The 23,057-nt window shown below is 44.2% G+C and carries 14 protein-coding genes; 5 read left to right on the forward strand and 9 right to left on the reverse strand.

The window, feature by feature from the left end:
- Positions 1 to 4 precede the first annotated feature (4 nt).
- The 7 genes from F1593_RS20440 to F1593_RS20470 all read right to left on the reverse strand — a co-directional run bounded on the left by F1593_RS20440 (position 5) and on the right by F1593_RS20470 (position 11,158).
- Positions 5 to 727: a M48 family metallopeptidase gene (locus F1593_RS20440; RefSeq protein WP_149403421.1), complete on the reverse strand. Its 723-nt coding sequence runs from the start codon at positions 725 to 727 to the stop codon at positions 5 to 7.
- 16 nt (positions 728 to 743) lie between these two features.
- Positions 744 to 4,346 carry a type I restriction endonuclease subunit R gene (locus F1593_RS20445; RefSeq protein ID WP_172632292.1) on the reverse strand — a complete coding sequence of 1,201 codons (3,603 nt, stop codon included), beginning with the start codon at positions 4,344 to 4,346 and terminating at the stop codon, positions 744 to 746.
- Positions 4,343 to 4,960 (reverse strand): hypothetical protein, encoded by a 618-nt coding sequence (locus tag F1593_RS20450; protein WP_149403423.1) that lies wholly within the window; start codon positions 4,958 to 4,960, stop codon positions 4,343 to 4,345. Before F1593_RS20450 ends, F1593_RS20445 begins: the two co-directional genes overlap by 4 nt.
- Before the next feature lie 168 nt (positions 4,961 to 5,128).
- Positions 5,129 to 6,427: a restriction endonuclease subunit S gene (locus tag F1593_RS20455; protein WP_149403424.1), complete on the reverse strand. Its 1,299-nt coding sequence runs from the start codon at positions 6,425 to 6,427 to the stop codon at positions 5,129 to 5,131.
- Positions 6,420 to 9,191, reverse strand: a complete 2,772-nt coding sequence (locus F1593_RS20460; protein ID WP_149403425.1) for a type I restriction-modification system subunit M — start codon at positions 9,189 to 9,191, stop codon at positions 6,420 to 6,422. The genes F1593_RS20455 and F1593_RS20460 overlap by 8 nt, the downstream gene beginning before the upstream one ends.
- Positions 9,192 to 9,259: 68 nt before the next feature.
- A complete protein-coding gene (locus F1593_RS20465) occupies positions 9,260 to 9,802 on the reverse strand; it encodes a helix-turn-helix domain-containing protein (protein WP_149403426.1) in 543 nt (180 codons plus the stop codon).
- Positions 9,803 to 10,846: 1,044 nt separating this feature from the next.
- Complete coding sequence (locus tag F1593_RS20470) at positions 10,847 to 11,158, reverse strand: VOC family protein (RefSeq protein ID WP_216368937.1); 312 nt, start codon at positions 11,156 to 11,158, stop codon at positions 10,847 to 10,849.
- Between the two features lie 594 nt (positions 11,159 to 11,752).
- Between F1593_RS20470 and F1593_RS20475 the strand changes: the two genes are divergently transcribed.
- Positions 11,753 to 12,853: an AAA family ATPase gene (locus tag F1593_RS20475; protein ID WP_149403427.1), complete on the forward strand. Its 1,101-nt coding sequence runs from the start codon at positions 11,753 to 11,755 to the stop codon at positions 12,851 to 12,853.
- A gap of 13 nt (positions 12,854 to 12,866) precedes the next feature.
- Positions 12,867 to 14,684 (forward strand): vWA domain-containing protein, encoded by a 1,818-nt coding sequence (locus tag F1593_RS20480; protein ID WP_149403428.1) that lies wholly within the window; start codon positions 12,867 to 12,869, stop codon positions 14,682 to 14,684.
- A 186-nt stretch (positions 14,685 to 14,870) separates the two neighbouring features.
- Here the strand turns inward: F1593_RS20480 and F1593_RS20485 are convergent, their stop codons facing one another.
- Complete coding sequence (locus F1593_RS20485; protein ID WP_172632293.1) at positions 14,871 to 16,220, reverse strand: pentapeptide repeat-containing protein; 1,350 nt, start codon at positions 16,218 to 16,220, stop codon at positions 14,871 to 14,873.
- A gap of 1,253 nt (positions 16,221 to 17,473) precedes the next feature.
- Between F1593_RS20485 and F1593_RS20490 the strand changes: the two genes are divergently transcribed.
- From F1593_RS20490 to F1593_RS20500, 3 genes are all read left to right on the forward strand, one after another.
- Complete coding sequence (locus F1593_RS20490; protein WP_149403430.1) at positions 17,474 to 18,661, forward strand: DUF8808 domain-containing protein; 1,188 nt, start codon at positions 17,474 to 17,476, stop codon at positions 18,659 to 18,661.
- Between the two features lie 504 nt (positions 18,662 to 19,165).
- Complete coding sequence (locus F1593_RS20495) at positions 19,166 to 20,596, forward strand: hypothetical protein (RefSeq protein WP_149403431.1); 1,431 nt, start codon at positions 19,166 to 19,168, stop codon at positions 20,594 to 20,596.
- Positions 20,557 to 22,233: a 3'-5' exonuclease gene (locus F1593_RS20500; protein ID WP_149403432.1), complete on the forward strand. Its 1,677-nt coding sequence runs from the start codon at positions 20,557 to 20,559 to the stop codon at positions 22,231 to 22,233. Before F1593_RS20495 ends, F1593_RS20500 begins: the two co-directional genes overlap by 40 nt.
- Before the next feature lie 96 nt (positions 22,234 to 22,329).
- Here the strand turns inward: F1593_RS20500 and istB are convergent.
- Positions 22,330 to 23,057, reverse strand: a 728-nt coding sequence (gene istB / locus F1593_RS20505) for an IS21-like element helper ATPase IstB (RefSeq protein ID WP_149403433.1), incomplete at its 5' end; no start/stop codon positions are given.

Here is a 23,057-nt window from a genome sequence, read left to right on the forward strand (position 1 = left end):
ACTATTAGAACATACTACCTTTTTCAGCCAACCATTGCTTACGCTCTTCGTAGTCAGGTATTGTTTGCTTCACACGTCGCCAAAATGCATTATTATGACGAGACTCATGCATGTGTGCAAGTTCATGGACTACAATATAATCTATCATAAGAGGTGGAAGCTGCGCTATGCGCCAGTGGAAATTGAGTATACTATTGTGACCACATGATCCCCAACGATATCCCAAATCTCGTACATGAATGCTTTCCGGCTTGACTCCGACGTGCTGGGCTAAGTCTGCTACTCTGTGTTCAAGCCACTTTAGTGCATGTGTACTGTACCAGGTGATGAAGTGTTCTTGTGCTTGGTCCCGTTCATTTTCACGCAAGAGGAACCACCCACCTGCAAAGGATAAGGGCGGTGTGTTAGTATCTAATTGGTCAGTTGGAAGTAACTGTAAGCGATAATTATACCCCATGTAGAAGAAGCTCTCGCCTGTAAGAAACTCTTTTTTACGTGGTGGCCTGAAAAGCATTTCTTTCTTGGCAAGTCTCGTATAGATCCACCGGTATTTTTCTTCTGCTACGCGTTTGATATGCTCGTGAGTGCATTCTTGTGGTGCCGAGAGAATCAGTTCTCCTCTTCGGCCAATTGTAATGCCGATACTTGTACGTTTACTACTGCGGCGTAGTTCAAATGTCAAATCATGGATAATGAGTGTTTCACCCAGATTTTTTTTATCTATCATCTTCTACCCGTTTTCTCTATCTCATCAATCCCAATTCATCCAGTCGCTCTGCAAGTTCGAGAAGCTGATCTGCCACCTCTTTCTGCCGCCCTTCAGGGGTAATCAGGTCATTCTCGTCCAGAAAATCAATGATTCTAGCTAGTAGATTACGTCTTTCATTATGTCTACGCCAAAAATCTCTACGACGACTTGCACGTTCGCGAATCATCTCGATCACTTTTATTGTAAATTCTGCAAGTTCCTTACGCTGATCTCGAGACAATTGTTCTTTAGCTTCCTCATTTTCACCTATTGCAATAGCAAAGTGTTCGCTCCCTTTGTTTACCTCTACATCTAAAATATCAAGGAAGGGAAGTTGTGTATTGGGGTCTAATCCTGTGAAATCGGTCTGTCGGCCTTTCCTTAACTCCCAAATAAAAGGCAGCAATTGTTGGACTTGTTCGGTCCATTGCCCTTTAAGCTCTTCCAAAATAGCTTCTAGGCGCTTACTTAAGCGATCATAGTAGACAGGATTCTCTTCGTAATGTTCCCGGATATAGTAACGTGCTAGATGCTCCATCTGTGAAGCTTTCGTTTCATCGGAAATGTGCTGGTCTATTCTATCCTCGAAGTCGGTATCAGTAATAGAAATAGGAGCTACTGTTTGTTCGATACCTAATACTGTAATATGCTCATCAATGAGCTTGCGTATCTTCTTTCCTGTCCCTTTAATATTGATTTGCTCTTCTGGAAAGATGTTTGCTGCACTTTTGTTTATATAACCTAAAACTTCTGCTAATTTGATATATTGTTGTGCCTCTGGCCTTGGTAAAACTGCATCCATACTCTCCAAAAATTTCTTGAGTTTTTCCTCAAAGTCGGCGCGAAATCTTGCATCTTTGAAGAGATTGAGGCAAATGTCTATCGTCTCTCGGTCATGTTTTAAGTTGATCGTACTGACATCAATGTTCTGCTCACTAAAAATTGCCTTTATACGTAGGGCTCGTGCTTCAAGTTTAAGAACCTCGTCCTTTATATTTCTAAGGGCTCCCCGCGTCTGCTCCGCGCTATAAACAATAAGTGCCTCTTTGAGCTGACGAGCAACACCAAGATAATCTACTACAATGCCATAAGTTTTATCTAGATATGTACGATTAACTCTGGCAACAGCTTGTAGTAAATTATGCCCTATGAGGCGACGATCAAGATAGAGTCCTTGAATCACTGGTGCATCGAAGCCAGTTAGTAACATCTGTTGTACACACAACAATGCTAAGTAATCCTGGTTTCTGCTTTCTTCCTCATTCTGTACTAATGGTAACTTAAAGCGCCTAATATAATTATTGCGATTATGAGTTGCGTTCCATTGTTGCCATGCAGGATCATCATCGGGTTCAGAAGAGATAACTGCTGCACAGTCTAGCTGACGTAACAGTTCACGTTGCGAATAAGCCTGAAGTAACATTTGCTCACCCAGAGGAAGATTAGCACGTTCTTCTTGGCTCATTTCTAACCTTGAGGGTGGAAGTTGCTCAAGCGTTTCTAATAACTGTTCACGTGCCTTTACGATTGCCGCCTGGTAACGTACTGTGGCTGCACGTGAACTGGCGACAATCATGGCTTTGAAGTGGTTAGGTAAAATATTTGCAGCATAATGCAAAAGCATATGCCGCGCTTTTGCCTCGATGAGTTCTTGGGCCTCTAATACTTGTGTCTCATTTGCATAGTGATTGATGATGCGTAGCCGCACTTCATCAGGCATTGCCTGGGTGAGATAGAGATAAGCTTGATCAAGTTTTTGCCCTTGTACAACCATGCTATATGCTTGATAGCCTTCATAGAGAATAGGTATGGTTGCTCCATCTTGTTCCGATTCTAAAATGGTGTAAGTGTCAATGAAGTCACCAAAAATACGTGTGGTGAGTCGTTTGGTCCCTACCATAATAGGCGTGCCTGTAAAACCTATCTTGGCACTATTAGGCAACGCATTCATCGTATTGAGATGTAATTTGCTTGTATGAGAACGATGAGCCTCATCGACAATAAGCAGAATGTTCGGTGACTTATCTGGTTGCTCTACCGTTAACGCGTCGTCTTCTTGCTCATCTTCACGCATCTTTTGGATCATAACAAAGATGATTTTATCACTGGGTCGCTCTAATAGGCCCCTGGCACGGATAATGTTATCTGCGACCTCAATGCTTTCACCGGTAAGTCCCATAGTTCTTTCTAACTGATCTTGTAAATCTTGTCGATCAGTAATAATGACAATCTTAAATCTGCTTAGCCCCTGCAATTTGCGCATTTTGCGAATAAGAAAGACCATGGTCAAGCTCTTACCAGATCCTTGGGTGTGCCAGATGATACCACCTCGCTGATCGTCATGGTCTGCTGTTTTATGATCACCATGCCTCAGGAGATGAATAGCTTTTTGTACGGCCCTAAATTGCTGATAGCGAGCAATAATCTTTACTCTACGGCCACCATCAGTACGAAAAATGACGAAATTTTGCAACAGATCAAGTAAGTTCTCTTTACAGAGAGTACCCGAAACGAGGAGTTGCTGGCTGCTCAGATGTTCAGGGTTCTCAACATTTAGGTCTTGGGCAAGTTCTTGACGATTTTGTGGATATGGATCTTTCCATTGCTGATATTCTTGACTATCAGCTTCAATAGTTCCTAACTTTGCAGTATAGAAACAGGTAACAACTAGGAAGACATTGAAATAAAATAAGGCTGGTCTTCCTGTATTGGGGCTAGCATAACGCTTAAGTTGTGTCACTCCAGCTTCAACTGGTTCAGTAACTGCTGGGTTTTTACATTCGATCACTACTAACGGTATACCATTGACAAAAAGTACCAGATCAGGCACTATAAACGTGTTTTGACCGGGAAGTGCAACGTGGAACTGTGTCAATACGAGGAATTCATTGTCATTGCTGTATGGTTGTTCCAGGTTAATAAAGTTTAAGTGGCGAGGCGTGCCTTCTAGATAATTTACAGTTCCACTTACATAAGTGCCATTTAACAAAAGATTCCTTGCTTGTTCATTGGCTTCTAGCAAGCCTGCTCCTTGTATTCTTTCTAAATCTCTTATTGCTTCGTTGATTTGTTGTTCTGTGGGTACTGGTTTGTCCTTGCTGGTGTTTAGTTGTCGAATAGCTTTTTTGAGGCGTTTTTTGAGGAGGACATCACTATACTTCTCGCGACCCTCAAATTCAAGTTGTGATGTTTCAGTGCCGGTCTTCTCCAGGTATATCCAGCCCAAAAATTTTAACTGCTCAATTAACCTTTGCTCTACATAAATGTGCTCTTTGGGCACATTGAAGCGCTCTTGGATACCTGCTGCAACACGAGCGTTTTGTTCCGTATCTATTGTTGCATCTTTTGAGCGTAGGAAAGAAAGGGCGATCTCTCCCTGATCGGTCAATACAAGTTCTGCCCCATCCTCTTGAAGAAAGCCCAGAACTTTGAGCCGATACAATAGATCGTCTAGCTCGTTCTCTGTAAATTCATACTCGCGCAAAAAGTCCTCTCGGCGTGTACAGAAGAGGGATTTGACTGTCCATAGTACAAACATTGCCTGCTCATCTGCGAGTATGTCAGCTAATTGCCATTCAAAAATATCAGGATCTGTCATACTATAGCACCACTGCGTTGCCAGGCAAATAGTCTCCGTCTTGCTTCGACACGTTTCACGGCTGCTGTTAGCACGTAACATCGCTCCAGGTCGGTATAGGTATAAAATTGAATTGCCCCATTGCCTCCTTGTATCATTGTAATCGCTGCGGTATAGGTAAAGTCTTTCTGAAAGCTTTCTGGTACCATAACAAATGTTTTTGCCGCAATATCTCGACGGGTACAGATGCTAAGTTCAGTGATAACACCCATTGCACGGTCATCCAAAAGCAAGATCAGAAAGTCAGCATTCTTGGCTTGGTGTAGTGCTTTTAGAAGAAGTCCTTCTCCAGTCTCTATAAGATCTTGAAGATCCTCTTCATCATCAAGCTCTTCGCTAAACACTGGAGCATGCCCTTTCTCTGCTAGAGCTTCTTTGATATCCCAACGTTTTTGTGCTGCTGGACTTTCTACATCTACTCCAGGTCCCCATACAACTACAGCTAAGGCAATTGCTTCAATATCATCACGTAGGCTCTGTTTATATTCAGTTTTAAAGCGCTGAAGTCTTTGTTGAGCAGCAGGAGATAATCCGGTGGATATAGTCTTAACGTGATGCTTCTTATCTTGCTCCATTGTCCTACCTATATCTGTCTACCTATTATTGCTGAAATTTCCAAATTTGTAATGTGCTTCAATTAAGAGTAAATAACTATATTTAAAGATATGTCAAGTGGATTATAATAAAGGATGCTTGCTTAGGATTAAAATGCCAAGCATGAATTAACGGTTTTCTACATTTTCTCAACTGTTCTTTGTCTCTTGATTTTCTGCTACTCGTACTTTGCCCGTTAGTAGATCTTGCATTAAGCCGTTTTTGTAAAGCTTGAGTTTGTTGCGATGTACTTCTTCTGTGCGAATAAGTACATCAACAAGGGAACATTTATCCATGATTAAGACTTGTTCTTCAAGAGTTGGTCTAGCTATAACTAAGCTTGTAAGCAAGCTAGTATTTAATCCTAGCATTGTTGAACCAACTGCCTTCGCCCTTATTTGCACTTGACTGTAGTAATGCCGATATATGGCTGCGAGCCATCGACCGTCAATAAAGTCTTTCGGTGGTCTAACTAATAGGCAATCTGTACCACATATAGAACCAACATCTGATATGTCTATAAATGCACACCTATCTAGATCTCCTCGGCGGCCAAAGACAACGTCATTCAGCACAACAAAATGCCGCGATAGTTTCGAGGCTTTTATTGGTGTTATACGAGCTATCTGAGATGTATTAATACGTTCATTTTTAATATTTTGAGGCATTATAACTGGCACCCCCTCAGTTACATACTCATGAGCATGTAGTTGGCTCCCAAAAGGTCCAGTTTGTATTAGTCCACCGTTTTTAAGTACAATATCGCCTAGCGTAGAGACATCCCATTCTTGAGGGACTTTTCCCACTACTGTATCTTTAAATAGCTCTGGATGAGTTCTAGGGTCACGCATCTTCCCTTTCTCATCGATTCCACAAGTAAGTAATTTCTGTAATAATCCTGTTCGTTGGAGTTTGAGCTTGTGGATAAGCTTTTCAGCGTGCTGGATTTGTTCATCGACAGTGTCGAGAAGTGCACTGATTTGACATTGTACAGATGGCAAGGGCACGTTTATAGATAGCGAGAGTAGGTGTTTAAGGCTTAGACCTTTAACTGTAGAGCCAATAGAAAGTGCTTCAAGTTTTTGACGATGAATATGTATAAGATAAAAAAGATATTTAGGAAGTAATAAATCGTTTGTGTAGAGCGCTTTAACGTCCTGATTTATTGCGATAGGATGGGTCGTAATGGCTACCCTACCGATAGCCATTCGTACACAGATTAGGAGAACTCCTGGGGGTATAAGTTTAGATGCACTTTTTTTTAAACCTTCTGATGATATTCGTTCAGTGGTATCACCAATCACCTGAGTATCATCTTGAAAGTCTTTCACTGAGGCCCAAGGTATATTACCCTCCCAATAGCTTGTAACTTTTCTTGAGGGGGTACCTCCTCCGACTATGTGAGTAAGAAAGTCGCTCAACGGTCTTGTATTCCAGTCACTAATCATTGAGGTCTCCTAACTCTTTTAAAAGTTTTGCTAGTTTCTGCTCAGCCTTGTCTCGCTCTTTGCGGATATCTTGTAGCGTCACCTCATATTTATTCCACCAATTCTCTACAGAAGAGATAACTTGATAACGATGAGCTATCAAGTAACGTTCTAGCTCGCTTGCAAGATCGTCGTGAGCAATATTTAGAACTATGTCTTCGCATTGCTGAGGGGTTAAATTGGTGTGAGCATCCTCAATAGTTTGTACCAGATAGGTAATTTCTTTGATCTGACGTAGGCGTTTTTGTGCCACTGCGAGTTGAGCCTTAATCTGACGATAGGGTTCAAGTTTAGCATTTGATTCAGCAACTTCTTGGCTCAGTCTCTCAACTTCGTCTGTAAGTTGTTTGATTGGGTCTGGTTCGTTGGATGCAAAAAGCGGAAGTGTCTGAGCTTGCGTACTGTTTCCACTTTTTTTTCCTCGCGGTTTGGCATCCAGTAGTTGTTTTTCGGCATTTTTCAAAGCGGTGCGACTGGCTTTCAGACGTTCCTCTAGCTCTTTTGCATAGTTTTTTGATATGGTTTCGTTCTCTTCAACATTCTCAGACTCGTCAAAATATTCATCGTCCTCTTCGTCACTGATTTCGTTATCTTCACCACGCTCGAAATCCAATCGTTGCTGCTGTAGATCAGCAACCAATATTTCGGTCTGACTCAATTCGCGTATATAATCAGGTATCAAACGTTGTATAAATTTGTTAGAGAGCGCTTCTTCTCGCTTCTCTGTCTTATCTCGCTCATCTTCTTCGTCCGTTAACATCGAAGTGGTCGTTGCAACTTTACTCTCTATGAGTCCGGGAAAGCTTCGTGCTGGCTGTGGCGGTGGATCATTGGGGGAAACATCTGCAATCACTGTTTTAAGATCATAAAGATTATCATACCACCAGCGAGCAATAATGCCTGCGATTTTGTAGGGGTCTAGGAGTCCGATGGGATCGAGAACGATATCAAAGGAAGTCATAAAGCTGGAACGTAGATCTTTTAGACTGCGTGCTTGAGGTAAATTCCGTAATTGCTGTTCATGTAACTGCCACCACTGACTAAAAGTGTCTTTCAGGAGTTGCTCTTTCGCTTGCACTGAAGGATATAATTCGATAAAAGGTTTGATCTCATAGAGCTCATGTAAAGTAGGTATAAAATCATAGTAATCTTTGTTGCGCTCAACAAAGATAGCTTGAATGGGTAGCCCATGAGCGGTTAACAGCGTTTCTTTCTCCGCCACTTCTGTTTTGGGAATACCTCCAAAAAGATGGGCATGTACGTCTTGAGGTTCTGGTGGTGGTATATTGTCGGCATAGCGTCGAATATTGAGATCGTAGTCATGCTCTTTTGCTATTACCTCTGTCGAGACTACATTAGCATATATAGCTCCTGTAGAGTCTGCCACTCTACAAAATTTTTCGTATGTATCAACAATTTTTTCGATATGCTCTGGCCTTAGGAAGTTCTGATTGGACCCAGATGCATATTCAGCATCAGCGTTGATAAAGAGAACCTTACCAGCTCGTTCGGGAGCATAGAGCTTCTTGCCATTCTTTGGCCGCATTACGAGAATACAGGCTGGGATACCTGTGCCAAAAAATAAATTGGGTGGTAAGCTAATTACTGCTTCTAGCACGTCATCTTGAATGAAGCCTTTGCGTATCTTCTTTACCGGACCACTGCGAAAGAGCACTGCATGAGGCATGACAGTTGCCATAATACCGTCTTGATACAGTACTGCAAGCATGTGCTGGGCAAACATCAAATCAGCTTGATCCTTTTCATGGGTGTTACCGTAAATGAATCGTACCTCGGGTAATGCTAGATCTTTGCTGTTGTAATCCTGGCTGAAAGGTGGATTGCTAATTACCCGGTCGAAATGTTCTAGTTCGCCACCCCTGATGTGCGCTGGTTTTGTGAGGACATCATCATTTGCAATATCAGCGTCGAGAACGTTATGGAAGATCATATTCATTTTGCAGATAGCCCAGACTTTTCCGTTGCTATCCTGACCGAATAGACTCAGCGTTCGACCATCTCCGCCTTGTTCCTCGACATAGTCTTTAGACTGAATCAGCATTCCACCTGAACCAACACAGGGATCGTAAATACGCATGCCCTCTCGTGGCTTAAGGAGGCGTACCAGTAAACGGACAACATCGCGTGGGGTATAAAACTCTCCGCCTTTCTTACCAGCAGAGTCTGCAAACTGACTGATTAGATACTCATAGGCTGCACCTAGTAAGTCTGGGGATTCGAAATCTTCTGTACGTAGAGAGTATCTCCCGAAACGACGTACTAGTGTACGTAACACATCATCTGAAAGTGTAGTTTTGCCTACCTGACGTGCGTAGTTGATATGCTTCAAAACACCCTCTAAAGTTGGATTATGATCTTCAATAGGATAGAGGGCTGTATTGAGTAGTTCTCCGACACCTGGTTTATGCAAGTTTTCCATGATATGGGTCCACTTGGATTCGTCAGGAACTATGAACACATCACTAAGGCGGCTGGGATCTTTAGCACGTCTTATTGCATCTTCCATAGGAAGAGGACGCTCTCGTAAGACTGTAAGTTTGCGAATTTGGCGGTGGTACGCTTCATCGAACTCATCTGAAACGCGTTTAAGGAAGAGCAAACCGAAGATATAGATATCATACTCTGAGGCATCCATTTTGCTACGCAGCACGTCAGCAGCACGATAAAGATGGCGTCCAAGCTGAGATAAAGTTAACTTACGCATCGATAAACAAACTCACAAATCTATAACTGGAATAAAATATTGAAAACGTAGTAAGACGAAGAATTGCATCAGGTATGCATAAGCACTTTGCTAATGTTATATTGAGCTGTATCCCAGTCAAGAACATCAGCTAAATCTTTCTGAAAAGCTTCTATCGCTTGTTTTCTTTCTCCTTCATTTGGCATCACTGAACTTTTCCAAATGAGCGAGATATCTATTTGTCCAGGTGTATTCTCACTCTCTGCAATAAAGCGAGCTATTGTCCCTGGAAAATTATGTTTGCCTCCTTGCCTTAAGTGCTCTAGCCTTTGCAGCAATGTGCTTTGTTGGCCTTCTCGCATTTGAACAACTATGGAGGTTATAAATTGTGTATTGTCTCTAGCGGATATGCGCCAGGAAGGAATGCTTTTACGCGGTCGTCCAGAGCTTTGCCTTTTAAAATTTTTGACTTCTTCTAATGGAATCATGATGACATCGGCTGCCCACATACTAGAAAGGCGGCCCTCGTCAACGTATTCATAAACTCTTTTGTCTGAAATACCCAGAATCTGAGCTGCTTCCTTGATGGAAACATAGTTAGGTAAGTTTGGGCGACTGGCGTATTCGTTCATTCGTATAGCTTACTTGTCCCCTGTATTTTTTGAATAATTTCTTTGAATCTGTAATTTTGTAATTGTTGAAAGAGAATGCTATAATTATCTATATCGGTATGCTGAATTTTGTCTGTAGTGGAAGGGAAATTTAAAGTGGTAAGGCGAGTCGAGGAGTGAAAAACTACGTATAGCCAAAATTGCAATCCGAGCGGCAGCAGAAATAGGAGGTGTTGAAAGTAATGAAAGCATATAAGCTTGATTATTATATAGATTTTACATAAGGCAGACTTAGCCAGAATTACTTGTATCAGATAATTCGGCAAGGAGAATTTACTTTATGAGGCTTTGAAAAAATGCCGGATCTCATTGCTGAATGTGATCCTGTACGGTCGATCTGGCTCCTTATTCGCAGTACATACACAATGGCTTTAAAAGCTCGCCGATTCTCCAAAAGTTGGCATCATCCTTCAGCATATGATTGTGCTGGTGTAATGAGCGGTCGAACTAGCTACCAGAATTCATCAGTCGCTTCCCATGGTTGTGTTTTTAGTCTTGTTTCCCATTGTCTGTTTTCTTTTCATCCTACTACATCTCCACAGTTTTTCAGTTAAGTTTTCAGAAAGGCATCAATAATCTAAATTTGTTTATTTGTGAATATTAATGTTGCATCTTAAGAAGGATCAATGCAAGATCATTCTTATAATTTTTGTATCCTAATGCCTGAGGACCAAACATAAAGAAAGTGGCGAAACCGCTGCCATCACCTCTGTTTTGACAGCAATGTGACAGCAACGGCGTTATACACTCATATATTTCTATGTATATTGGTGGACATATCCACCTGTTTTTACGCTCGAAATAGACGTTGGTAGACCGGAATATACAGTCGGGCTCGAATTCCTAAACCGTGAGTCGGCGGTTCGAGTCCGCCCAGTCCCATCCCAACCCGCTCTCCATCTGGTTTCGCCAAGGAAAGCGACATAGAAGAATAATCGTAGTTTTTTAGCTTATTCTTCCCTCGGACGACAAAAACTTTACTTCTGAGAGCCATCAAGCCGAGTGCTAGCGAGCCAGCGAGGTTAGCGTAGAGGTGTCTGCATGCCTCTCTACGAACGTGGCTGCGCCTACGTTCTCTACGAGCAAGACGATCTCAACGCCGCTGCCACGCTGTCCCGGCTGTTGAAGGCGTGGGCGCTCGGATGCCCAGTAAGGGGCATCATCAACTGCCAGTTGAATAGTGGTTTCCCCACGAGACAACTCAGCATATTCATTGGCGTCAAGCGCGACGACACGAAAGTCCAGAGCCTGCTCAAACCGGGTGATGGATTGCGCGAAGTCATTTACACATATCTCAACCCAACTTGTTCTGGTCATTGTTCGGTCTCCCTTTTATTCCTGTATCTGTCCGAAATCAAGGAATTATAGACTATACTATAGTGTTACTATTCGATTTTATTCTTGATTGTCGTCTGGGAGGTCAGGACTGAATATGACTTTTTATTTGCTTTGTGAAATAATGTATCAAAAAGCTTGACAAGCAGTTTAAACTCAGGTACATTTTAATGTATTGATAAATAGCAATATACTGAAGAGCCGTTAGATAGCGAAAACTGCTTGCTCTTGATAAAACGTAACGGGAGGGACACATGAAACGATATATTATGATTCCTTGTTGGTCGTTATGTCCTACTCCAACAGATCCACACCTGCAATAGCCCGTTGCGATCCTCTAGTGCCAGTTAACTGGCTGTTATTCCACTGGTAGTAGTATCGTGCTACAGAATACGATCGAGATATGTATTTTTTTGACTCTGTCCAGAAAAGTTAGGAAACGAAGGCATAGCGTCTGACGAGCATACAAAAAATTCTCCATAGTTATAGCTTCCATCCTGATGGTGATGGTGTCTTTTGCTGCTGTAAAAAACTGGCATGTGAGAAGCCAATTGTGAAAAAGAAGAGGTAATAACCTTGAATCCTGTTGTGACCGTAACACAGAAGCAGCTTTATGATTTGCTCTTGAATGTAGCCATTGCACGCCCGGTGTTTATATGGGGACAACCAGGCATTGGTAAGTCGGCGTTGGTACAGGAGTTTGCGGCGCAGGTTGGTCTGCCCTGCGTCTCGCTGTTGGGAAGTCAGTTGGCGCCAGAGGACCTGATCGGTGTGCCGCAGATTATCGATGGTACCAGCCGTTTTTGTCCGCCACGCATGATTGCACGTGCCGAGCCATATTGTCTTTTTCTGGACGAGTTAAATGCCTGTACACACGAGGTGCAGAAGGCTTTTTATAGCCTGATTCACGAGCGCAGAATCGGTGAATATGCGCTACCGGCTGGTTCAATCGTCATCGGAGCTGGCAATCGTGCCCAGGATAGCGCGATTGTTAAGCCAATGTCGTCGGCGTTGTTGAATCGTATGGTACATGTTCATTTGAAGGTCTCACACCGTGATTGGTTGGAGTGGGCGCGGGAGAGCGACATTCATCCGCTGGTAATCGAGTATATTCAGAATCGGCCGGATCATCTGTGGAGCGCGCCGCCTAAACACGAGGAGCCCTTCTCATCGCCGCGCTCCTGGCATATGTTGAGCGATTTGCTAAAAGAATATGGTAAAGGCATGCCATCCGATGAGACGTTACTGGTGCTGGCCTATGGGACGCTCTCGTCGCATCATGCCGGACAGTTCAAGGCCTTTATCAAGCAGATCCATAGCAAATATCAGTTGACGGCGCTTCTGAAAGGTGACGAGAGCTGGCCCTATAAACCGGAGGATCGAGATGTGCTCTACTTCCTCTCACAGTCATTTCGGGCCCATTTGCTCAAGAATTTGCCACAGGATAAAGGGATGGTTACGGGTAACCATAAAGAACTATCTTATCGAGCCAAGGCGCTGCTGAAAGAGTTGGCAGCCATCAATCTGGAGATGGCGCAGATGGTAGTGGCCAAGCATGAGGATGGGGAAAATGGCGAGGGCAGCGAAGGCTTGCCCGGCTGGTTCATGATTGAAGTCATCCGTGATTTACCACGCATCGTAGATAAGCAAGAGCGTGAGGCCTTGAGAAGCAAATAAGAGGTAGTGCATAATGGCGACTCGTAAGAAGGGCCAGGTTCATAATGACCTGGTCCAGGACAATCGTACTCTTGGCGAGCGGATAATGAAGAGTAGCCGCATTTTTTCTGGTGTGGGTGACTCTATTCATGTGGCGCCGAGCGAGATCTGCCCACGCGACGGCTGGGCGGTTGTTTCTAATACTGGCTCCATCTATGTACATCCCACGCGGCCAGGAGATCCGCAGGAGTGGGCCTATGTGTTTGCTCACTGTATATTGCATCTGACTTTCGAGCATTTTCGTCCAGACTATCGACAAAAGTGGCAGCAGGAATGGAATACCGCCTGCGATTGCTATATCGCCAGTTTTTTGTATGACCTCCAACTAGGGGAGCCGCCGCTGGAACTGAAGGGGTTGGCTGAGTATCTGCGTGCTCACAATTACGCGGGACGTTCGGAAGAGCGGTTGTTTACTGATTTCTGCGACTTTGGCATTCCAGAGAGCTTGCAGGCAATTGGTACTGCTGGCACGCGGCCGGATCTACGCCATGAGTCGCTCAATGATCTGCCTGCCTGGAGGAAATCGATCGATTGGAGCAAAAACTTTGGCGAGGGATTGGTTGAGGCAATCAATGAAGTGATTGAGGATGCGGGGCAGAATGCATATTATGTGACCGGTAAGCGGCTGGATAGCGCCGCCCAGCGGGCGCGTAACTGGTTTATTGGTCGTTATCCTCTCCTGGGAGCATTGGCAGCCTCCTTTGAGATCATCGAAGATCCTTTGATCTGTCAGCGTATGCAGATCAGCGTTGCAGCGGTGAATGTGAAGATGAAGGAGATTTATATAAATCCGCATGCTGGCTTGAAGGATGAAGAGCTGCGTTTTGTCATGGCGCATGAGCTGTTGCATGTCGGGCTACGGCACGATGTACGATGTGAGGGACGCGATCACTACTTATGGAACGTCGCCTGTGATTATGTGATTAACAGCTGGCTGATTGAAATGGAGGTTGGCGACATGCCAAAGATCGGCGCGCTCTATGATCCAGCACTGAAGTCGGAATCAGCTGAGGCGATCTATGATCGGATCGTAACTGATTTAAGGCTCTATCGTAAGCTAGCCACGATGCGTGGTATTGGTCAGAGCGATATTCTGGATGAGTTGGAGTGGTGGAAGAGTCTGGAGGGAAGGGATCTCGATGATTTCTATCGGAGCTGTCTGGCGCAAGGGCTGACGTTGCACCAGGATCAGAATCGCGGTTATCTCTCGGCAGGGCTGATTGAAGAGATTCAGGCTTTGAGTCAGCCACCAATTCCCTGGGACGTGCGGTTAGCACAGTGGTTTGATGAGCATTTTCCACCATTGGAGAAGGTGCGTACCTATGCGCGGCTAAGCCGGAGGCAGTCGGCCACGCCAGATATCCCGCGTCCATTATGGGTGGCACCGCCTGATGATGAGAATCGTACCTTTGGTGTTCTGCTGGATACCTCTGGTTCGATGGATCGTCATCTGCTGGCGCAGGCATTGGGGGCGATAGCCAGCTATAGCCTGGCGCGCGAGGTCCGGCAGGTGCGAGTAGTCTTCTGTGATGCGGCGATCTTTGACCAGGGCTATATGGCGCCTGAAGCCATCGCGGGCAGTGTCAAGGTGCGTGGACGTGGTGGCACGGTGCTACAGCCCGGGGTTGATCTGTTGGAGTGCGCAGCCGATTTTCCGCGTGAAGGACCACTACTTATCATTACCGATGGCTACTGTGACCGTTTGCGTATCAAACGCGAACATGCTTTTCTCATACCGCAAGGGAACAGGCTCCCGTTTACACCACAAGGTGAAGTTTTTCGTATCGCATAAAATTTTTTAGTTACCCATATGCTGAGCATCCCTTACAAGGGATGCTCAAAATGACAGTCTTCACGATCGTGTGCATACTAGTCTCAAGCATTCAGACATAGCAACAAAATGGTAGCATTCTATTTTGAATAAAAGGATAAAAAAAGTGATGTAAGGCGTTGTTGTCCATCCAAGAGGCAAATTTACTCAACATAAACTTGAATTTCTGAGAGCATCGAGTAAGTGGTTGAAGGCTTTTTGATAGACCTCCGGGTTCTTCCAACCAGCAAAATCCAGCGGTGATCGTTCTTGCAAGGCAACGCGTATACCGTCCAGGCGTTGTTTGAGTTGGTTTTTGAGCCAATCAGGGGCATCCATCGCTTCCCAGGGTGACTGATCTAGACAATGCTTCCAATCTGGCATCTGTGCTCCCTGGGACTGATCGAGGCACAGTATCACAAAGTTCTGAAGATTCAGGCGCTGTGCTACTTGCAGCCTGAGAAGCAATCTTCGGCCCATGTCATCCCATTTCTTTGGAGTGAGCTCTGACAGTACAAGAAGGAGCTTGTCATGAGAATTCAGAGCGTCTAGCCATAGATCGTGATTCGTTATGGATTCATGGTACCCCATACCTTCATCCTCCTGATGATCAACACAAGCCAACCAGCAGCGGACACCTGCATGTTGCAGGTTAGCATGCAATTGTTGGACGAACTTCTGGTCATCGGTCTCATAGATGAGAAAACACGTTGCAGCGGGAAAAGGAGTTCCTTTGAGCGCTTGTGCATATTCAATCCCTTTTTCAGAAGCGCCCACCCCTCTGAGAAAGATGTCGGGGATAGCGCCCTGAGAGCGCAGTAGGGTCTGAATATCAACATAGGAGCGCCCATCATGCCAGACGCTCTCCAGGCCCTTGACCTGACTCAGGTCTACATTGCCCAGGTTGGTTCCCTGCAAGAGTGCTCGCGAGAAATTTGCCCCGGTCAGTACCGCCTCATTCAGAATTGCCCCTCTGAGGTGGGCTGCAGTAAGATCGGCCTCTCTGAGTGATGCTCGCTCCAGCACGGTTCTCAGCAGACTGGCTTTGACTAGCCTGGCCCCATCCAATCTAGCATCCCGCAGATTTGCCTCATCACAGTCAGCTTTTTCCATGTTGGCTTGGGTGAAATCTGAGCCCCTGAGATTGGCGCCGGCCAGACTGGCTAAGTAAAGATTAGCTTGCGTCAGGTTCGCGTACACGAGCTCCGTATGGCGCAGGTCAACTCCTGAGAGGTCACTTTGGTGAAAATCTGCCCTATGCATAAGGGACTCGATGAATTCGACTTCATGCAAGGTTGCACCAGAAAAATCAGCTCTCATCAGATCAGCATTAACCAGGCTCATGTGCGAAAGATGCGCTCCTTGCAACGAAGCGTCTCTAAGGTTAATCTTGCTGAGATACATGTTCTTGAGTTGGGCATGAGCGAGATCGGGCCTGATCCCAGGATGTTCACGTCTCCAATCATTCCATGCTTCCACTCCCTGTTGTAGTAGCGCGAGATGTTCCTGATTGGCCATAGCTGCTGCTCCTTCATTCGTCATCAGGAAGAATGAAGCGCTTCTTATGGCTTCTTCTCTTCCATTGCAACCAATTCTTACTTACTAAGATTGCAAAGCTTGGTTCCTCAATCTCCATTTTCCTGGCTCAGCATAGATGCTGGTAGACGGTTTTAGACCTCAAAAGGAGCGCTTTGGAACCGAGTGCCGGGGGGTCGAATCCCTCTGGGCGCATTTTTCGTGCCAATCAGCCTGTAGAGCCAATCTAGCCGAATACTCCACTGAGCTATGGGCGCTATGAAATGAGTATGTCTGTACCTCGGACGGCCTGAACTTTGCCTCTGAGAGCTATAAAACTATATTTCGGAATGTTTGAATGTTCTGCCCTCAGAGCCAACAATATCATAATCTGAATCTATTGTGCAAGGGAGTTGTTGAAAAACGTGCTTCCATGGGACTAAAGATAGTAGCGATAGATTTAATTGGCCAGGTTAAATAGATGAACCCAATGGTACCCTTAGATGTGGATTGAATGGTTACCTGTTAGAGAATGCGGAGTTGCTACAGCGCTCGACTTTTCTGGGAATGGTAGCGGGTAGTTGCCACTCAAAATAATCCCCTATTTGAGAATACGATTAACTGTTTCTTATAACTCTGCAATATTAAAATGTGCTAAAATTAGAGTTATCAAGTAAAAATAAAATGGAGGTTAAAGTACATGTATCCTATATACAGCCATCTCAAGTATGGGAATGGAAGCATGAGCATTCGTCACGGTAACTTTGAAAACGGGCCCGAGGGTAATCTGGCTATATAATCTGGCTATAGATATAGAGCCTGATCAGGAAACCGGGTATGGATTTATTGTTACCCTCGGGTTAGAGCCTCACAGGAAATCTCGCCGTTTTGAGACAGCAGAGGAAGTAACGGAAGCTATCAAGAAACTCCTGGATGCATTCAATTAGCAGTGAGGTGCAAAAGTGTGGAGGCTACATCACTCTTAATAAAGTCTGTTGTCTGTCGCTGCACTTTCAGTTTTTTCTTGTTGTGGAATCAAATTCACGCAATCCTATATCAACTCAACCAGGATAGATGTTAGTTTGATGTTTACATTTATCATGGCGTGTTATATTATTTAGCTATACTAATGTGGAGCTATCTATAGATAAAAATGTAACATCTATAATGAAGAATATAGTAGACCTCAATAATATTTACAAGTGCTGTATTCTCATATAGGAAGTAAAAATGTACATGCATAAATGGGAAAACCTATGTCACTGAATGTCGCTAATAGTAGTGTTATTAGTACGATTCTGCGTCATGATACAAAAGTGACGAGTTATAAGATCGCGCTCCTGCGAGCCATTAATGATGTTGTGGTTTCTTTCCCGGATGTATATACATACCATCAAAATGTCTTTGTGCCATTACGCGCCCTGGCTGATTACTGGATTGCGTATTACTGGCCCTTTGTCGATCCTCATTGGCCAATCTACCAGGGAAGGCGTTCACTGCGTGCGAGTGGATTAAATAGTGATATTGCCTTTCGCCAGGCGTTGACCTCGTTGCGTCTGGAATGGGAGTATTCTATCGGAACCGCGTCAAAGCCTTCTGATGGTTTTTTTCTTATTAATGAGATGAAGATAGGAAGGAAAAATCAGCTTTATTCTCCAGCATTTCTCCAAAAGTATCAAGCAGCAGTTGTTGCTCTCTGTGATGCTCTAGAAATGCCGATTTGTTATGCTGGTCCTGGTAAATGGTCAATTTTTGCGAAGCCCGTCAAGTTCAAGTCTCTACAAGGTCAAGGAATACCAGTGCCGGGAACCTTGCTAGAGGATCGTTGTCTTGTGATCAATGCTGAACTCTGGCAAACCTTCCGTGATATGTCGCTTTGGGTGGAAGCACTCTGTATTCATGAATGGTGTCTTTTTACCGAACGGCTACCGCAAGAGAATCAACATCAACCTATCAATCGAGGGGATATCTATCGTCTTCTCACTGATCGACCGGATAATCGACGACCGTTGACCTGGGAGCGTAATCATATTGATATCCTACTTTTAGAGGGAACAGAATTTATTTGCCCCTGGACGGAAAAGTCCATTACGCAAGGGGTGTCCTATCATCTTGATCACCTGATGCCTCTTTCTGTGTATCCTATGAACGAACTCTGGAATCTAGCCCCATCTGATCCACACTTTAATGCTCATCAAAAAAGAGATCGATTGCCATCATCTCAGCGACTTGCGAGTGCTCTGCCACATTTAACGCATACATATGCGAACTACCTGACATCTCTACAACTCGCTAGTGTTATCAAGGAGGATGTCAATGGACGTTTTGCCACCGTTCCTCAATTGATCAATCAAGCTCATCTTTCATTCCCTCAGGCTGTATCACAGGTTGTAGGGGATTTTCTGAATGACGTTGCCGTTTCTCGGAATCTTGCCAGGTTTTAATAAGAGCATGATGGTGAAAGTTGCCAAGTATCCAATTCTCTAGTTCTTTAGCAGCTTTCGTGCTTAGCAGTATCGGGGTGATGACATCAGTACTCACAACCGATTGTTGGTGTTTTATTACTCTTTAAGAGTAAATTTTTGCTTCTCAAACGATACTTTTTGCCCCTTTCTGTACCCTTGTAATTGATGAGTATAAAAGCTGTTAAGTAGAGGAGAACATTAAAAAAACGGATCTTAACAACCCCGTACAACGAAAAAGCAGAGAGTACATTGATGCATGCTTCTATATCATGCTTGGTGAGAGCAGATAAAATATAGACAATGCTCGTGTATCTAACAATAATTTAATATGTCGACCGGTATTTAAACTTAATTCATGTTGTTTTTATTCACCTAAAGCCGGACTTTTTGCAGATTCATATGAAATTTTCTATATTCACAATATCTAATATTGCATTATTAATTCGAATTGTTTATAATTTTCCTGAAAGGAAGAGTATATTTATGTCTACAAAAGTAACTGATTTCCTTATAAGTATATTTCAGAAGTTTTTCACTCGAAAGCTCTTTGCTCAACAAAACAAGCCCTTATCAGTAGTTGAACTGGCTACACAGAAATGGAAAGAGCCAGCTGAATCCTTTGTACATCTCTCAAAATATAAAAAACCTACTATTCCTATGCAGCAAGCTATCTATATTTTATGGGAAAAGCAATCCGTATCATTGATAAATGTGGAGGAACATGTCCTGAAGGCCCAGAATCTTCTACGTAACTTGCCTGTGAATGTACGGGCTGAGACTCTAGGTATAGCATATGCGCAGGATTTGGATCAATGCGCATCCAGATTGATTGATTTGGCACCCTTCAAGATTGATGGATTTTCCGCTTTGGCCAGGACAATTCAGCAGGATTGGGAGTTGAATGCGCGGGAGGATGATTTAGCTCTGGCTTTTTATCGGGTTTTGACTGTATATGGATTTTCTTTGCTAGAGGCAGCTGTCGCACAGGTTCGCTTGCTCAACAGAAGAGTCTCTAGTTCTAAAGCGAAAATTGATTTTCTGGAATCGCTTAGGGAAATTATACAGCAGTTGCCTGTGGCAATGCGGTCGAAAATGCTTTCTCAGGCTTATCAAGATGATTATATTCAACTGGCTGAGGTGCTTATTGATCTCAATACATTTAAAATCGAAGGACTTAAACCTATTGCTGCGGCAATTAAGCAGGCATGGGATGAGCAGGAACGGAGTGATGCCCTCGCTCTTTCATTTTATCGGGTGGTGACCGCTTATGGATTAGATCCTATTGCGGCGCTTGAATCGATTGTGCGAATTCTCGTGAAACTGGCTGATTATGCTCAGGCTGAAGCAGTTTTGTGTGAGGCTTTTACTCAGGGACTGTTATTCTCAGCTGATCTCTATTGGCGTTTTTTGGGGTTGGTGCAACGTTTAGAGCGTCCGCCTATGAGGCAACTAGAGTTATTGCAGCATTTTGTTAATCACTATCCAAGGCACCAAACGCTCGGTCTGGCTTTTAAAAAGATTGGAGATCTTTTCGGGGATAGTTTAGATGACTATGCACAAGCGCTTAAGGCTTATACGCAGGCTGAAGAGCATGGTATGGTAGTCCCTCAATTACAATCTTATCGGGCGGGTGATTGGGATACTATTCCGGCGTTGAGAAAACATCCAGATTACAAATTTCCGCCAGTGGTGGTGGTTGACCTGGAAGTTGATCCTCAATCGGGCGCTCCTGTGGGTTCCCGTGTCTTTGAGGTTGCAGCAGTACGTTATCGAGGAGAGCAGTACGTTATCGAGGAGAGACATATCTGGATAAATATGTCTCATACATCAAACGCAATTTTCGTCCGGCTAAATGGAATGCAAAAGAAGCCCGAATGCGACTTGATAACGCTTCTGATGTTCAGACTGTTGTAGGGAAGTTGTGTCAATTTCTTGGTACCTCTTTGGTGGTTGGACATAATATCCGTGCTTTTGATGCCGTAGAACTTGAGGGTATGGGGGTGAGGATAGAGCAAGATCACATACTTGATACACTCTTTCTCGCTCGCTTGTTTCATCCAGATAGCCTGTATCATCACCTTGGCATTGTCTGTCAAAAATATGGTGTAGAAGTAGTTCAAGACGAGTTGCATTCGGCCTTGCCTGATGCTCAAGCTACTTATAAGCTTTTGCTGGCTATGGGGAAGCGTCTTTTCCAGCGTGAGGACGCGCTTGTGACTGGGATACGGGCGTTGGTTGCTCCTGGTAGTGCATTTGATCAGGTGATCTTACAGCCGTGGGGTATTCCGGCAGATCCAATGTTGACTTGGAAACTTGTTCCTACTCCTTCTTTACCAGATGTTATTACTCCATTGCGCGGGAATGTATCCAGTCCAGCTATGCAAAAAGCTTTACGAGGTAAGGCCGATATTCTGATTGAGCATGATGATTTTGATGTACGGTACATAGAAAGTTTGTCGGATAATGAGCACTCACTGGTGACAGTTCATTCTTATCAACGGATTGAACGAGCACTTGCTACCTATTCCCAATTACGAAATGTGTATGTTCTTCCTAATCCAGCCACAGTTCTATGTCCAGAACATTTATATAACGTTATTCTGGCTGAGCCTGTCCAAGAGAAGAAGTTACAACTTTTCTGCCTCTATCAGGCCTCACATAATCATGACGCGGCAATCCTCTATCCATTTCGGTTCCCTCAGCAAGCTCAGCAGGAGCCAGTTATCAGAGAATTGCGACAGCAATTGTATGAGGCATGCTGTAGTTATGAGACGAAGGATCATCCCGTACACTGTGAGGCTTCTGCGGTTATGCAATCTGTGTTAGATAGGTACCCGCTTCTTTTAAGCACCCATGAGAACTTGATCCACCATAAACAATCATTGCCTGCCACGACGATTGTTGTTGACGATCTGGCTGACTTACAAATGCACCTTGCTGAGTATTGTGCTATCTATTGTACAAGTGACCAGCTGAGATCATTACTAAGTTTGGATGCAGAGAAACGTGTACTGGAGTTATTTGAAGCACAAATTAATGCTTGGGCCTCTGTCTATGCTCCTGATGCTGGCTATCGAGAACGCCTGCCTTTTGCAAGTTTTATACCGTACTTAAAGAAAACATCAGATGCTCAGCAAGAACCGCTATTGTCTCAATTACAGAAGACGGGTAAACAAGGCGCAGCGATAGCCAAAATTCTACAGGATTTTTGTGAGCAGGCGCTCAAGAAAGCGCCATCCCCCGCATATTTGCATGCATTCTGGATTGATGTGTGGTTCGATGAGGAGAGCAAAGCTATCCAACAATGGAAAATCTGTGGGGTGAGTCAGGATTTGCGCACCATCTTTCAAGAATATTACTGGAAACCATATAAATTCCATGTGCTTGCCGGGACAGCGTTGGTGTTGGGCAAAAGTCAGACACAATTTCTTCAGCAATATTTTTCTTTTCCTGAGGGGTTACCTTTTCGGCGCGATCCTCGATCTCCAAAACGCGTTTATTTGCCACATCTGTTTATGCTAGTCAGCAAGCTACCCATTTGTTACACTTGAAACTACCCACACGAGTGGTCCTCTGCAAAACCTGTTAAGGTTTCAAGCTACCCACTTGTTAAGCATGCTGACCAGCCACAAAAATTGCATTTGATGTCACACACTCGTTGAAGTACTTTGTTCTTCTTGATGGAGGCGATGACGATACCGATAGGACTCGCCCATAAATTCGAGAATTCTTCCTTTGTGTGTCAGTCTATCGAGAAATGCTGTCGTCAGAGTAGCATCTGCAAAAATCGAATTCCAATCTCCAAATCGCAGATTACTGGTGATAATCATAGAGACCTGTTCATACAATTCACTCACCAATTGAAAGAGAAGCTGTCCTCCTGCCTTGTCTACTGCAATGAAACCAAGTTCATCGAGGACTAACAGGTCTAGGCGGGTAAAACGCGCCATAAAACCGGATAAATTGAGCTTCTTTTGCGCCACCTGCAAGTCATTGATCAACGCAGCCGTTTTGTAAAAGCGAACGCGCTTGCCTTGCCGACACGCTGCTAAGGCCAGACCAATTGCTAAGTGTGTCTTGCCTAAGCCAGGATTTCCCACCAAAATGAGGTTTTCCGCGCGAGACATATATCCGCCTTGAGCCAGTTCGAGGAAGGTGGTTTTCGAGATGTTTTCTAGCTCTGAGAAGTCGTAGTCCGTAATTTCCTTCAGAAAGGGAAATTTTGCTCTTCGGATCGCCGTGCCAATGCGCTTGGCTTCTCGTTCAGCGACTTCGGCTTCACATAGTGCGAGCAAAAAGCGTTCCGGTGAGAGACCATTACGTGCCGCATCTTGTGCGTAGGATTGATACAATTGAAGAAATGAGGGAAGATTGA

It is taken from the genome of Dictyobacter arantiisoli (assembly GCF_008326305.1).
Taxonomy (GTDB): Bacteria; Chloroflexota; Ktedonobacteria; order Ktedonobacterales; family Ktedonobacteraceae; genus Dictyobacter; species Dictyobacter arantiisoli.

Coding starts and splice junctions, on each gene's coding strand:
- F1593_RS20500 (WP_149403432.1), top strand. CDS start 20,557: ATGCGACTTGATAACGCTTCTGATGTTCAGACTGTTGTAGGGAAGTTG.
- F1593_RS20490 (WP_149403430.1), top strand. CDS start 17,474: ATGTCACTGAATGTCGCTAATAGTAGTGTTATTAGTACGATTCTGCGT.
- F1593_RS20495 (WP_149403431.1), top strand. CDS start 19,166: ATGTCTACAAAAGTAACTGATTTCCTTATAAGTATATTTCAGAAGTTT.
- F1593_RS20455 (WP_149403424.1), bottom strand. CDS start 6,427: ATGATTAGTGACTGGAATACAAGACCGTTGAGCGACTTTCTTACTCAC.
- F1593_RS20480 (WP_149403428.1), top strand. CDS start 12,867: ATGGCGACTCGTAAGAAGGGCCAGGTTCATAATGACCTGGTCCAGGAC.
- F1593_RS20485 (WP_172632293.1), bottom strand. CDS start 16,220: ATGGCCAATCAGGAACATCTCGCGCTACTACAACAGGGAGTGGAAGCA.
- F1593_RS20440 (WP_149403421.1), bottom strand. CDS start 727: ATGATAGATAAAAAAAATCTGGGTGAAACACTCATTATCCATGATTTG.
- F1593_RS20465 (WP_149403426.1), bottom strand. CDS start 9,802: ATGAACGAATACGCCAGTCGCCCAAACTTACCTAACTATGTTTCCATC.
- F1593_RS20450 (WP_149403423.1), bottom strand. CDS start 4,960: ATGGAGCAAGATAAGAAGCATCACGTTAAGACTATATCCACCGGATTA.
- F1593_RS20470 (WP_216368937.1), bottom strand. CDS start 11,158: ATGACCAGAACAAGTTGGGTTGAGATATGTGTAAATGACTTCGCGCAA.
- F1593_RS20445 (WP_172632292.1), bottom strand. CDS start 4,346: ATGACAGATCCTGATATTTTTGAATGGCAATTAGCTGACATACTCGCA.
- F1593_RS20460 (WP_149403425.1), bottom strand. CDS start 9,191: ATGCGTAAGTTAACTTTATCTCAGCTTGGACGCCATCTTTATCGTGCT.